The following is a 12,904-nucleotide window of genomic DNA, read 5'->3' as shown; positions in this document are numbered from 1 at the left end:
CTACGGCGTATTACTTACTATGCCAATCATGTCGAGTAGCGACTTTTCTATCCACATCGAGGAGTGTGATGAGTTTGACGACGGGATGCCGATAAGTTCGCTTCCGGACGAGGTCACGTCTATCGACGACCTCGACTGTGAGTGCTGGAGCGGGTTCGAGTCGCTGGACGAAATCTAACGACGGGCTCTACGGTCTGGGTGCCAGAAGGCAGCCTCGGTCGATCGATCTTCAAGCACCTTGCCGACGACCGTCTCCACGTCGTGGGTGAGCTTCTTGATGATATATGCTGACGGCTGTCCCACCACTGCATAAAAATGGCCGTAGCTAGGAGTGTCTTGCTTGAAACACGTCTTCTGGATCACCGATTCACTCCGGGCGACGCACTCGTCTCGAAGGCACTGCTCACGCTGGGCCGCCCCGATCAGGCGTCCCAGTACGCCGGTTCGTTGCCGGGCTTCCACTTTATCGAACAGCCTCTGGACGGTTTTTCAGCGGCTGTAATCTGGTCGCCATCGAGCAACGTTTCGACGTGTGCGGCCATCTCCCGCTCGCTGGGTTCGTCGTCCGGGTTCGGCGCGTCGTCGAGGCGGCCGTGATACGCCAGTTTGAACGTCCCGCCGTCGTTGTGAAACAGGAACGGATCGGGGGTACAGCGGGCGCCGTACGCGGCCGCGACCTCCTGGGTCTCGTCGAACAGATACGCGTCGTACTGTATCTCGCCGCGCTCGACGAGTTCCTGCATCCGCTCGAAGGAGTCGTCGGGGTACTCCTCGGGGTCGTTGGCATTGATCCCGACGACAGCGAGGTCGTCATACTCCGTCGCGAGCCGGTTTAGCTCGTCAATCTTCGCTTTCGCGTACGGACAGTGATTGCAGGTGAATACGACCAGTAGTGCGTCCTTGTCCGCGAAATCCGACAGTGAGTACGTCGCCCCGTCCGCTCCCGGGAGTTCGAACGGCGGTGCTTCGTCCCCACGCCCGAGCACGTCGGACTCCGAATCGAGTGAAACCATCGCTCCCTACTACGACTGTCGCCGCTAAAAGTCCATGGACGCGCTACACTGACTTCCGAAACGACCGCTTTTTGGTCAACTGTCCGCTTCTTCCGACGTCGCTGCCGCAGTATCGAAGGCTTTCGCTGCCTCGAACGCGGCGCTCCCGTCGTCAACGGAGAACAGCGTCTCTTTCCCCTCCGCCTCGTGTTTTTCCAGTAATCCGACCGTCACCAGTTCTTCGAGCGTCCCGTCGAGGTACAGCGTCTTCAGCGGCACACCGGCTGCCTCGCTCAAGGCCGTTTTCGTATACGTTTCGTCCGCATCGAGGCGGAGTATCGTGTCAATAACTGTCGCCGCCTTGTCGTGGTTCGAGATGTGTGCCCATCCCGTGTCAGAACCAGCCCGCTGGCCACCCTCTTCGAACATTAGTCGACACCTAACCGTCAGAGATATTAAAACTGTCTGGTGTATTTCCGACCGAATGGTGTGACGCTCTCTCACTATTGAGCAAGGCTTTTGTCCGCGTCACTCTCCTGGCACTGTATGAGCAGTCGCCGCGAGATACTCGACCTGCTACGGGAGAACGCTCGCTACACGACCGAGGACATCGCTCGGTTGACTGATTACTCCGAGAGCGAGGTAGCCGAGGCTATCGAGGAGTTCGAGGAGGCAGGTGTTATCCGCGGCTACGGGGCAGTCGTCGACTGGAACGCCGTCGAGACCGACGAGGAGCGCGTTCGCGCCACCGTCGAACTCAACGTCACGCTGGACCGTGAGACCAGCTACGACGACATCTCCGACCGGATCGCGAAGTTTCCGGAAGTGACCTCGCTTCGCCTCGTCAGCGGTGACTACGACTTCGACCTGGAGGTCGAGGGCGATTCGATGCGCGAAGTGTCGCATTTCATCAGCGACAAAATCGCGCCGATTCCCGAGATCACGCAGACGGTAACCCACTACATCATGGAGTCGTACAAGGAGCAGGGGATGGAGTTCGACGACCACGACGACGACGACCGCCTGTCCGTCTCACCATGACATTCGAAGCAGCGGACAGAGTCGACAGCGTGCCGCCCTCGGGTATCAGGCGGTTCTTCGAACTGGCCGAGGAGATGGACGACATCATCTCGCTCGGGGTCGGGGAACCGGACTTCTCGGCCCCGTGGGCCGCCCGCGAAGCCGCTATCGCGTCGCTCGAACGCGGCCAGACCTCGTACACCGCCAACCGCGGGAAGCGGGAACTCCGGGAACGCATCGCGGACTACGAGGCGGCGACGCACAATCTCCAGTACGACCCCGACGAGGAAATCCTCGTCACGGCGGGCGCGAGCGAGGGGCTCGACCTCGCCTTCCGGGCGCTGCTAAACCCCGGCGATTCCATCGCTATCGCCCAGCCCTGCTACGTCTCGTACGTCCCCGGCGCGACGTTCGCCGGGATCGACGTTATCGACGTTCCGACACGCGCGGAAGACGAGTTCAAACTCACCCGAGAGGTGCTGGAATCGTCCGGCGCGGCCGAGGCCGACGCGCTCGTGTACTGCTATCCGAACAACCCCACCGGTGCGACGATGACGGCCGAGGAGATGGCGTCTGTCGCGGCGTTCTGTCGTGAAAACGACCTCCTCGTGTTCGCCGACGAGATCTACGCCGATCTCACGTACGAACACGACCACACGTCTATCGCTACCCTCCCCGGGATGCGCGAGCGGACCGTCGTGTTCAACGGCTTCTCGAAGGCGTTCGCGATGACGGGGTTCAGACTGGGGTACGCGATGGCCCCGCCGGAGGCCATCGAGGCGATGAACCGCATCCATCAGTACTCGATGCTCTCGGCCCCGACGACGGCCCAGCACGCCGCTATCGAGGCCCTCGACAACTGCCGCGACGAGGTTACGGACATGGCCGCCCAGTACGACCGCAGACGGAAGTACGTCCTCACCCGCTTCGAAGAGATGGGCCTGGACTGCTTCCCGGCGGCCGGGGCGTTCTACGCGTTCCCGGAATGTCCCTGGGACGATGCCGGCGAGTTCGCCGAAAGTCTCCTTCAGGAAAAGCGGGTCGCGGTCGTGCCCGGAACCGCCTTCGGGGAAGGCGGGTCGGGCCACCTGCGAGTGTCGTACGCAACCGGTCTCGACGATCTCAAAGAAGCGATGGCCCGGATCGAATCGTTCCTTAATTGACAATTAATCTCGGCGAAACATTCAGTATGGTCCACTTACTACCGTAAGGAGACCGTGATACGAACAACCGGAACTTCTTTTTCATCGACATTTGGTGGGGATAAAGTTTTTTCCTGCCTAACTGGAGATGAATAACAATGGCTATCGATGATACTGGGGGAGGTGAGTCGGATCAGGTCAACGGTGGGGGGAACCTGACTGACGAGCCTGTACGGGTCGGCGAATACACATGGGACGATCTCCGGCGGGAGGTACACGATGGGGGGCGGTTCGACCGGAGCGTGTACCTCGGCTTCGAGCCGAGAGAACTCAGTCAGCGTCTCGAAGACGCGGCAAGTGCCGGTAAAACACTGCAAGCGCCGTTCGAGGAGTATCTCGACCCAACCACGACACCAGTCGCGAAAGACATCTACACATGGGAGCATTTCAAACAGGAGTACTATTACGAGGACGGCAGTCTCCCCCGTGACAGTGACGGCGAAGTCATCCCTTTCGACGAAAGTGAGTATCTGAACTTCGATCCCGAACACACGGAAAACAAGCTGTCCGCCGCCGAAGACATCGCCAGTGAACTGCACGAGTACGTCGACGAAAACACCGTCGACGTGAATCCGGAACTGGACGAAGACGAGTTCTTCTCGACACGAGACGGCCATACAACCGTCGTCAACCGTTACGACCTCGAAAAAGCCGTTCCCCAGTCGAAGAAATCTCACTTCAACGAACTAGAACGGTACTGGGTCAACAAGCCCTACGCCTGCGTCATCATCTTCCACTCACGGAAAGAGAACGAGAAGAAGTACTACGTCATCGAGCCGTATCTCACCGATATCGAGATCGACCTCCGAGAGTTCCTCTCGGGCAAGCTCAAGACCGCGATCAAGTACTCCGAGGACGATGTCATCGTCCAGGGGACCGACGCCGACCGAGCACAGGTCATCCAGCGGGAGGCCGAACAACTCCTCTCGCGGTACGACCTCTACAACGGCACAGTCTCCAGTAGCGGTGAAGAAAGCGTTCTCGGGCAGGTCAAGGAACTGTTCGGACTGGACGAGGAAACACAAAGTGAAACCACGGGCCAACTTTCCGGCATTTCGACACGGCCTGAGCCGGCTATCCTCGAAGACGACGACCCGAAGCTAAACGAGTATCAGGTCGAGAAGCTGCTGTACATGCTCAAGCGGGACTTCGTCGGCTACGCCCGCATCGACGGCGTCAAACACGACATCAACGTGGAGGACATCTCCTGTGACGGGTACAACTCCCGGGTGTTCGTCTATCACACCGACTACGAGCAGATCATTTCGAACGTCGAACACGGCGAGGGGGAACTCGACGACTTCGTCGTGAAACTCGCCCAGCGTTCCGGGAAGGGTATCTCGAAGCGCCAGCCCCAGGTCGACGCGACGCTGCCGGACGGGTCGCGTGCCCAGTTGACGCTGGGCCGGGAAGTGTCCGACCACGGGACGAACTACACCATCCGGCAGTTCAAGGACGTGCCCTTTACCCCGATCGACCTCATCAACTGGAACACCTTCTCGCTGGACGAGATGGCGTTCCTCTGGCTCTGTATCGAGAACAACAAGAGCCTGATCTTCGCCGGCGGTACTGCCTCGGGGAAGACGACGAGCCTGAACGCCGTCTCGCTGTTCATCCCGTCGAACTCCAAGATCGTCTCTATCGAGGACACGCGCGAGGTTGAGCTACCCCAGCGGAACTGGGTGGCAAGCGTCACGCGCCCCTCCTTCGGTGAGGACGACAAGGGCGACGTCGACGAGTTCGACCTGCTTGAGGCCGCACTCCGTCAGCGCCCTGACTACATCGTCATGGGTGAGATCCGTGGCGAGGAAGGCCGGACGCTGTTTCAGGTCATGTCGACCGGCCACACCACCTACACCACGTTCCACGCCGACTCCGTCGGCGAGGTCATCAAGCGGTTCACGACCGAACCTATCAACGTCTCGAAAACGCTGTTTACAGCGCTCGACCTCGTGTCGATTCAGACCCAGACGCGGGTCGATGGCAACAAGGTCCGCCGGAACAAGTCCCTGACCGAAATCAACGAGTACTCCGCCGAGAACGACGAGATCAACGTCCGGGACGTGTACGAGTGGCGCGCCGAGACGGACGAGTACATCCAGATGGGGAACTCGAACACACTCGAAGAGATCAAGTTCGACCGCGGGTGGACCCAGGATAAACTCGACGAGGAACTGTTCAAGCGCAAGGTCGTCCTCGCATACCTCATCGAGAAGGGGCTGAACACCTACACGCAGGTCGCGGCGACCATCCAGGCGTTCATCAACGACCCCGACACCATTCTCACGCTCATCGCCAACGACCAGCTCGAACTGTCGCTCGAGGACCTCCGGGAGATGGAATCTGTCAAGATCGATATCGACCCGGAAAAAGAGGAGATGGTGCCCCGGCCGGACGCGCCGCCGGAAATGGTCGAGGAGACAAAGCAGGTGCTCGACAACGCACAGCCGCTGTTCAACACGTACAAGAGCCGTGAAACGCCGGACATCGTCTCGGCGCTGATGGACGATTCCGAGGAAAGCGCTGACGAAGACAGCATCGACTTCGGCCAGTTCGTTCCGAAGGCCGGGGCGGAGGCAGATAGCGAATGAGCCTGGACACACCGAGCCAGCAACAGGTGGGCAGCGGCGGTGCCCTCGGTGACACGTTCTACCCGGCGTACCAGATGGTGTTCGACGACGAGGGCGACTTCGTCAACAGCGTCGAGAACAAACTCGCGGAGGCCCGGATGGCCGACAACGTCGAGATGTTCCTCGCACGCGCGCTCGCGGTCGGTGTCATTGCGGGCCTTGCACTGTGGCTCGTCGGCACGTTCCTCGGCTATCTGCTGGTCCAGTTGCTGTTTGCCGGTGGGGAAGCGCCGACGCTCATCGGGATTCCGGTGTCTGAGAGCGTCTCAGAGATTCTGGCCGTGCTGAAACTCCCCTTCCTCGTCATCGTGACCGGCTTCGTCTTCGGCGCCATCGGGTTCGGTATCGGCTTTGGCTCGCTTGTCTCGATTCCGTATTTCCGTGCGAGCGCGCGCGAGCGCGAAATCAACGTCTTGTTGTCCGACTCGATCTCGTTCATGTATGCGCTGTCCGTGGGCGGGCTCAATCAACTCGAAATTCTGCAGTCGATGGGGAAGGCTGAAGACACGTACGGTGAGGTCGCAAAGGAGTTCCAGTCTATCGTACTGGAGACGGAGTATTTCGATACCGACTACCGGACCGCTGTCCGGAACCAGGCGCTGCAGACTCCGTCGGACGAACTGTCGCAGTTCCTGACGGACATGCTCTCTATTATCAACTCCGGCGGGGACATGACTTCCTTCCTCGAAGACCAGAAGGAAAAGCACATGCGAACCGCCCGGCAGGAACAGGAGAAGATGCTGGAGACGCTGGAACTGTTCGGCGAGATGTACATGACGCTCTCGCTGTTCCCGCTGCTTCTCATCATCATTCTGGTCATCATGTCGATGATGGGGAACGCCCAGAAGTCGCTCATCTACGGCACCGTGTACGGGCTGATTCCCCTGACGGGTCTGGGCTTTCTCGTCCTCGTCTCGACTGTCACGCAGGACTCCATCGGGGACGGCTATCTGCGTTCGAGTCCCGGCGAGAAGGAACTCGTCGTCGACGAAGGTGTCGGCGTGTTCAACCTCGGGCTCATCGAGAGTTACACGGGCACCTACAGCGTCTTCGACCGGATCAAGAGCCGGGAAGGGACTTACGAACTTCTCGGCATTCTCAAACGGCCTGACCTGTTCTTCCGTGACCATCCGCTGTTGGTGCTGTGGCTGACGGTCCCGCTGTCGATTCTCGCCATCGTCGCGGCTATTGTCATCGGCTGGGCTCCGTTATCGCTGGATGGGATGATCGCCGTCCCGGTCCGCTCGACGTTCTTCTGGGTGTACGTCCCGATGTACCTCAACTTCATCCCGTTGATGATCTTCTACGAGTGGAATCAGCGCTCGCGGAAGGCGATAATCGGGAAACTCTCGGAGAACCTCCGGAAGCTCGCGTCGGCCAACGACACCGGGATGACGCTGCTGGAGTCGGTCAAGGTGGTCTCCGAGACGTCCTCTGGAAAGCTCTCCGAGGAGTTCGAGACCATCCACGCAAAGGTCAACTACGGAACGAGCCTGAAAGACGCGCTCCGGGAATTTAACAACAAGTACAACGTCCCACGACTGGCCCGGACGGTCAAGCTTATCGCGGAGGCACAGGAGGCCTCCAGCCAGATTCAGGACGTACTCTCGACGGCCGCTCAGGCCTCGGAGAACCAGGACGACATCGAGCGGGAGCGCAAATCCCGGACGCGGATGCAGACGGTCATCATCCTGATGACCTACCTGACGCTTTTGGGCGTGATGGCGCTGCTAAAGACACAGTTCCTCGATGTGATGTCGGGGCTGGCGACGCAGGCCTCCGGGTCAAGCAGTTCGAGCGCGCCCGGCGGTGGGTTCGGTGGCAGTGTCGACACGGAACTGCTGTCGATGCTGTTCTTCCACGCGGTGACGCTGCAGGCACTGCTGTCGTCGTTTATCGCCGGCTACATTCGGGAAGTGAAGCTCGTCGCCGGCGTAAAGTTCGCAGTCGTCCTGTCGACGATTGCACTGGTGGTGTGGATCGCCGTGGGATAGCGGCCCCACTCGCGGTTCGACAGCGGACGTATCAGACAGAAAATAGGGTGTGTGGGACATGGATACAAGAGCACAAACACCGCAGGACTTCGCCGTAGGGGTGAGCGTCCTGCTCGTGACGATAATCGGGGTATTGGCCTTCGTACAGGGAAGTGCGGTCGGCGTGTACGAATCCCCAGACGTACAGCGTAACCAACCAATTGCGGACAGGGCGGGGACGTACCTCGTCGAAAACTACTCCGTCGACGGGACGCGGAACCTCATTCGCTACAACACGAGCGGTGGGATCAATGCGTCCCTCAACGCGGACACAGATCTCAGCGGTCTCAAGGAGAAAGCCGGACTCGACGTCGCGACGGAGCGCCGCGTGAACCCGCGGGTGAACGTAACGGTGGTCAACGCGTCATCGCTCAAAGCAGGGACACGGGACCCGGCAGTTGATGACCACGACCAGCGGCTCGCTTGGGGGCCCGATGTCGCCGACAGAGACAACGTCGCAACGACGTCTCGCGTGGTGAAACTGACCAACGCGACCGGCCAGTGCGACCCGGTCTGCTGGCTCGTCGTGAGGGTGTGGTAACGATGCGTGGCCAAGCCTATACGCTGGAAGGCGTTCTCGCGGCCATCGTCGTTGTGACGGCGACCGTCTACGGCCTGTCGGCAGTCGACACTGGCCCGTTCCAGACGGGTTCCCAGCAGCGGACAGCAGAACTGGAGAGTCGTGCGAGCGATACGCTATCACTGGCGGCAGAAACCGGTGCGCTGCACAACGCGACGGCGTGTTACAGCGTCGGAACGCCGACACTCAACGGCAATCAGACTGGCAGTTCCACCGAGTTCGAGATGATGTTGAACCAGACCTTCGACCGTCAGGGCGACCAGTACAATCTATACTTCAGTTACTGGGACTCGGATTCGGACGCGCGCCAGACTACCATCGTCTCGCAGGAAACAGACGCAAACGTTGCTGACCGGCCAGCCGACGCAGCCGTCGCGACCGAAACGGTGACGCTGACCGACGATATGCCCGCTCGAATCGGCGACTGCAGCGGGACCGGACCGCCCCTCTCGACCGTCGACGGGTATTTCGCTCCCGACGCGGAGCCCGACTCTATCGTCTACAACGTCGTGGAGGTGCGTCTGGTCGTATGGTAGCCAACGAGCGCGGACAACTGCTGTTGGTCGGTGGTATTGCTGTCGCTATCGTCGTGTTCAGCACGGTTCTGTTTGCTCACAGTCTCGCGGTCACTGACGGTATCACGACTACCGGAAGTGCGGATACCATCGAGCGCACGGCTGACCGCGAAGCCTCTGTCGAGCGCGACCTCGGACAACTCGCGGCCCAAGCGCGTGGCGATGGCCTCGATGGATTCGAGGAGCGATACGAGTACGCGCTTCGGAACTACACGCGAACGCACAACCGGGTCGTCGCAAGCAGCGGCGGAACCTATCTCAACGCGACGCTGAACGAGTCGGCGTCGCTTGGTACCGAAGTCAATCAGACGGGCACGTCCTCCAAGTTCCAACGTCCAGACCCATCGGGCGGGCCGCAGAACGACTGGCTAGTTGCGAATGACGTCTCTCGCGTTGCGGTGTTCAATCTCACTGCGGATGTCGTCGGCGGCTCGATGAATACCTTCACTGTCGTCATTCGAAACGGTTCTGAGGACATGAAACTGTCAGTTGAGCCGAGTACAATTGATAGTGGAAACAACGTCACGGTCGACGGCAAAACGCAGTGTCACGGCAACGGAGACGTCAACGTTGACCTTGTCGCTGGGTCATGCACTGTCGGAAGTAACAGCAGTTCTTTCGATAGCTATCACAGCCTTGACCCCCCGTACTCAATTGAAATAAAGAACGGAAATAAGGCCGAAGGGCGGTACCAGTTTGCGGCAGTCGGGACGTTCCCGTCCTCGAACTATGCCGCTCCAGTTGCTCGTGTCAACTATCCAGTCGTCCCTGCCATCGACATGACTTACGACACACCGTCTGCGAGCTACAATCGAACAGTACTGGTGGAGGTCGACGACTGATGAACCTCGCCCGTTTCCTGTTTGACAGCCGCGGCGTCTCGCCGGCGGTCACGCAGGCACTCACTATCGGTATCACGTCGCTGCTGGTGACCGGCCTCCTCATCGGCGGGAGCCAGATGGTAGACTCACAGCGTGAGCGAGTGACTGAAGAAGCTCTGGAGAACGTCGGCGATGGTATCGCGCGCGACCTGATCCGCTTAGATGCGTTCGACACCGACACGCTCAACTCGACAGTATCGTTCCGTGCGATGTATCCCGAGCGCATCGCTGATCAGTCGTACAACGTCGAGGTTTCTCCTGATACTCCGCGCACGCGTGTGTACGTGAACGCATCAGGACTGAATCGGTATGCTGTCGTCCGCTTCGAGAACGAAACTAATGTCTGCCCGTCTGTCGTCTCCAGTGGGCCCCTGGCTGTATCGTACAACCAGACAGCCGGCTGTATGGAGGTGACTCGCGGATGACTTCGCCGCTGTCAAGCCAAAGCGGTCACGACCGTGGCGTGTCCGACCTGCTCGCGTTTACGCTCACGTTCAGCATCATCATTACTGGGATTGGGCTGGTGACGCTTGGTGGGCTTGGGGCGTTCGATGCAATCCAACAGGGGGCGACAACCGATGTCGCAGAAACGTCGATGGTCGGGTTCGCGGAAACCACGGGCGACCACATTCAGGGCAACGCTCCACGACGGACCACGAGTATGAAACTCCAGGGTCACGGACTCTCCATCCGACCGTCGACGCTTAACGTAACTGTCGACGGGCAGTCAACGAATATTTCGACCGGAGCGTTCGTTCGGGAGACTGATTCGGGGACTGATATCGTCTACACCAGCGGTGCAGTGTACCGGGTCCAGCAGGAGGGGCTGGTCGTTTCACGGAAACCCCGCTTCCGGTGTAGCCCCGGAAGTGACAGTGTATACATCTCTGCCCTTTCCCTCGACGGAGAGACGGATTTCTCGTCGTCGAACCGCGTCACAATCGAGACCGCTATCCAGAACAAGACGCTTATTTCGCCACAGGCTGGCAAGTCACCGTCCGCGACAACCGTCTCGATCAACGTCTCGGAGACTGCATATCCGGATGCATGGCACCGCCTGTTCGAGCAGGAACTGTCGAACTGGTCGGGCCACTCGGAACCACACACCTACCAGTGTACTGGTGTCAGCCGCGCTGTCGTCCACAATACGACGGTCGATATCCGTACTGTCACCTAACGGCCTCTGTCTGCGGTGCATAGACCCGTCGCTGTAGGACTCAGTTCTGGACGGTGAGAAAACCGTTATGCAGCAGTCATCAGCGCTGCGATGAATGACCACTCCGTCCCGCTGTTTGCTTCTTCTTGTTTCGCCATAGCCGCAGTCTTGTCTCGTGGGTGCTTCCAGTTCATTACGGCCATAGGTACGTGTTCAGCAGGTATGAAGTGTTCGAATACTAATACATTGTCGTGGTCTTTCATGATTGAGAGCGCTTCGCAAGTCAGTAGCCTCCTCAATTCTCTTTAGCCGTTAATGAAGGGAGAGTTACATAGTGGCAACTCTCTGTTTTGTTCGATATTAGGGTAGGAAAACAGAATATTACGATCCGTAGACGAAAATCGTGATACAGGTGCTCATATGCCGGTAAACGGCTCTATCTTTGCATCTGAGATTGGGAGGAGTCGTATCCGAACGGTAGCGACATGTGAGTCGTTGGCAAGGTAGTACTATTACCCTCCACTCCATAAGATTGGACACTAATGAAGAAGCAAGAACTCATTCACCTTCACAGCCTTCTCGCGCAGGTACAACACCACTACGAGCACGAAGCGGACACGAGCGTCGAGCACGATCTGTACGCTGATCTCGGTGTCAAACCGACATCGATCCACAAATCGAAGACTGACCACAAGGAAGCAGTGTTTGCGCTCGCTTCCGGACTGACGGATGCGATGGCCGAGGAAGCCGACGAACCACAGGCGCTGACTGCCGACTGAATCGACGTCCTGTCGTCAGTTCGTTCTCACCGTTCACTATTCCCAGTAGCTATCGGCAAGCTCCTGCCGTGGCACGGCCGCTATGTCGGGCGCATGGTACACGCTATCTCGCCTCTCAAACGACTTATACGGGAGGACACTGTATTTATATTGTGAGCGACGATTCAGGGCGGCGGAATCTCCGCATGCCTACAAACGACGAGATGTTTGCAGTGGTAACAGAGCACCTTGGTGGGAACCACGTCCGCATTCGCTGTGAGGACGGCGAAACCCGACTCGGACGGATTCCGGGCCGGATGAAGTTCCGAACCTGGATTAACGAGGACGACATCGTTCTCGCCGAACCATGGGACTGGCAAGACGAGAAGGCCAACATCGAATGGCGCTACAAGGGGCAAGACGCTGACCAGCTCCGTGCCGAAGGCCACATCGACTCGCTGACCGCCTAATTTTACCACTGTACCGCGTCCTGGTTCACGACGACAGTGAGATAGTTCTCTGCTGTGACCAGCGATTGTCCCTGGTCTGACTGCTTGCTTGTCGAGTGTTCCGACCCTTGCTCTTAGCTCTCGGCACACTACAGTTGTCTACCGTCGAGTTCCTACTACTCCCAATTGATATATAATGGCTGGCTGGAACTCGGTCACTGAACCGCATGTCAGAATCTGAGAACGAATACACGTTGGATCACCGACACCCGGATGCCGTCTTGCGGTTATGCGTGTCACGCCATCACGTTACGTATGCGTCGTGTGTGTTCTACACAGGGCGGGTGTGAGACGATTCATTTATATGTTCCCCCGTCTTCTGAACTAATGCGAAGGTCGCACCGGGCAGCGAGCCCGGGTCGACACGCTCGGTCGGCCACCTGGGTCGGCTTGAGCTACGAGAGGATCTCGCCTTCCCCTTTGGGGCCGGCGAGATCCACCCCATGAGGATTCCACCCCTGCGGTCCGCCGTCAAGATGGAATCTGATGTGAGCCCACGGACCCATGCAGTAGTCAACACTGGTGTAGGAACCAGTGTGTTAGCTTCCGACGGAGTGCAACCACTTCC

15 protein-coding genes are annotated in these 12,904 nt (G+C 58.9%); 12 read left to right on the top strand and 3 right to left on the bottom strand.

Annotated elements, in window-relative coordinates; translation table 11 throughout:
- The first annotated feature begins 19 nt into the window (after positions 1-19).
- Positions 20-178 (top strand): hypothetical protein, encoded by a 159-nt coding sequence (locus tag AV929_RS22210; protein ID WP_014040640.1) that lies wholly within the window; start codon positions 20-22, stop codon positions 176-178.
- Positions 179-422: 244 nt separating this feature from the next.
- Here AV929_RS22210 and AV929_RS03350 read toward each other — a convergent pair whose 3' ends face one another.
- Both AV929_RS03350 and AV929_RS03345 read right to left on the bottom strand, forming a co-directional pair.
- Positions 423-1,013, bottom strand: coding sequence for a thioredoxin family protein (locus AV929_RS03350; RefSeq protein WP_014040638.1), 591 nt, complete (start codon positions 1,011-1,013; stop codon positions 423-425).
- A 75-nt stretch (positions 1,014-1,088) separates the two neighbouring features.
- Positions 1,089-1,421, bottom strand: a complete 333-nt coding sequence (locus tag AV929_RS03345) for a hypothetical protein (RefSeq protein ID WP_014040637.1) — start codon at positions 1,419-1,421, stop codon at positions 1,089-1,091.
- Positions 1,422-1,538: 117 nt separating this feature from the next.
- Here AV929_RS03345 and AV929_RS03340 point away from each other — a divergent pair, with 117 nt between their 5' ends.
- The 9 genes from AV929_RS03340 to AV929_RS03300 all read left to right on the top strand — a co-directional run bounded on the left by AV929_RS03340 (position 1,539) and on the right by AV929_RS03300 (position 11,090).
- A complete protein-coding gene (locus AV929_RS03340; RefSeq protein WP_008313373.1) occupies positions 1,539-2,033 on the top strand; it encodes an Lrp/AsnC family transcriptional regulator in 495 nt (164 codons plus the stop codon).
- Positions 2,030-3,175, top strand: a complete 1,146-nt coding sequence (locus tag AV929_RS03335) for a pyridoxal phosphate-dependent aminotransferase (RefSeq protein WP_014040636.1) — start codon at positions 2,030-2,032, stop codon at positions 3,173-3,175. Before AV929_RS03340 ends, AV929_RS03335 begins: the two co-directional genes overlap by 4 nt.
- A 137-nt stretch (positions 3,176-3,312) precedes the next feature.
- The gene (locus AV929_RS03330; RefSeq protein ID WP_008313377.1) at positions 3,313-5,805 is read left to right on the top strand and encodes a type II/IV secretion system ATPase subunit; all 2,493 of its coding nucleotides are present in this window, start codon (positions 3,313-3,315) and stop codon (positions 5,803-5,805) included.
- Positions 5,802-7,838 carry a type II secretion system F family protein gene (locus AV929_RS03325; RefSeq protein ID WP_064287442.1) on the top strand — a complete coding sequence of 679 codons (2,037 nt, stop codon included), beginning with the start codon at positions 5,802-5,804 and terminating at the stop codon, positions 7,836-7,838. Before AV929_RS03330 ends, AV929_RS03325 begins: the two co-directional genes overlap by 4 nt.
- A 58-nt stretch (positions 7,839-7,896) precedes the next feature.
- Positions 7,897-8,418 carry a hypothetical protein gene (locus tag AV929_RS03320; protein ID WP_044951885.1) on the top strand — a complete coding sequence of 174 codons (522 nt, stop codon included), beginning with the start codon at positions 7,897-7,899 and terminating at the stop codon, positions 8,416-8,418.
- A gap of 2 nt (positions 8,419-8,420) precedes the next feature.
- Entirely contained in the window at positions 8,421-8,993 is a 573-nt protein-coding gene (locus AV929_RS03315; RefSeq protein ID WP_014040633.1) for a hypothetical protein, read from the top strand.
- Complete coding sequence (locus tag AV929_RS03310; protein WP_064287441.1) at positions 8,987-9,874, top strand: hypothetical protein; 888 nt, start codon at positions 8,987-8,989, stop codon at positions 9,872-9,874. Before AV929_RS03315 ends, AV929_RS03310 begins: the two co-directional genes overlap by 7 nt.
- A complete protein-coding gene (locus tag AV929_RS03305; protein WP_050007435.1) occupies positions 9,874-10,338 on the top strand; it encodes a hypothetical protein in 465 nt (154 codons plus the stop codon). Before AV929_RS03310 ends, AV929_RS03305 begins: the two co-directional genes overlap by 1 nt.
- Positions 10,335-11,090 carry a hypothetical protein gene (locus AV929_RS03300; RefSeq protein WP_064287440.1) on the top strand — a complete coding sequence of 252 codons (756 nt, stop codon included), beginning with the start codon at positions 10,335-10,337 and terminating at the stop codon, positions 11,088-11,090. Before AV929_RS03305 ends, AV929_RS03300 begins: the two co-directional genes overlap by 4 nt.
- 65 nt (positions 11,091-11,155) lie before the next feature.
- Here the strand turns inward: AV929_RS03300 and AV929_RS22205 are convergent, their stop codons facing one another.
- A complete protein-coding gene (locus tag AV929_RS22205; protein WP_023843307.1) occupies positions 11,156-11,332 on the bottom strand; it encodes a hypothetical protein in 177 nt (58 codons plus the stop codon).
- Between the two features lie 279 nt (positions 11,333-11,611).
- Here AV929_RS22205 and AV929_RS03295 point away from each other — a divergent pair, with 279 nt between their 5' ends.
- Together AV929_RS03295 and AV929_RS03290 are read left to right on the top strand one after the other, a co-directional pair.
- The gene (locus AV929_RS03295) at positions 11,612-11,848 is read left to right on the top strand and encodes a UPF0058 family protein (protein WP_004516302.1); all 237 of its coding nucleotides are present in this window, start codon (positions 11,612-11,614) and stop codon (positions 11,846-11,848) included.
- 152 nt (positions 11,849-12,000) lie between these two features.
- Positions 12,001-12,297, top strand: coding sequence for a translation initiation factor eIF-1A (locus tag AV929_RS03290; protein WP_044951882.1), 297 nt, complete (start codon positions 12,001-12,003; stop codon positions 12,295-12,297).
- Positions 12,298-12,904 lie beyond the last annotated feature (607 nt).

Source organism: Haloarcula sp. K1 (assembly GCF_001647155.1).
GTDB lineage: Archaea > Halobacteriota > Halobacteria > Halobacteriales > Haloarculaceae > Haloarcula > Haloarcula hispanica.
Note: the sequence above shows the minus strand (reverse complement) of the source record. Positions and strands in the feature narration are given on the sequence as shown.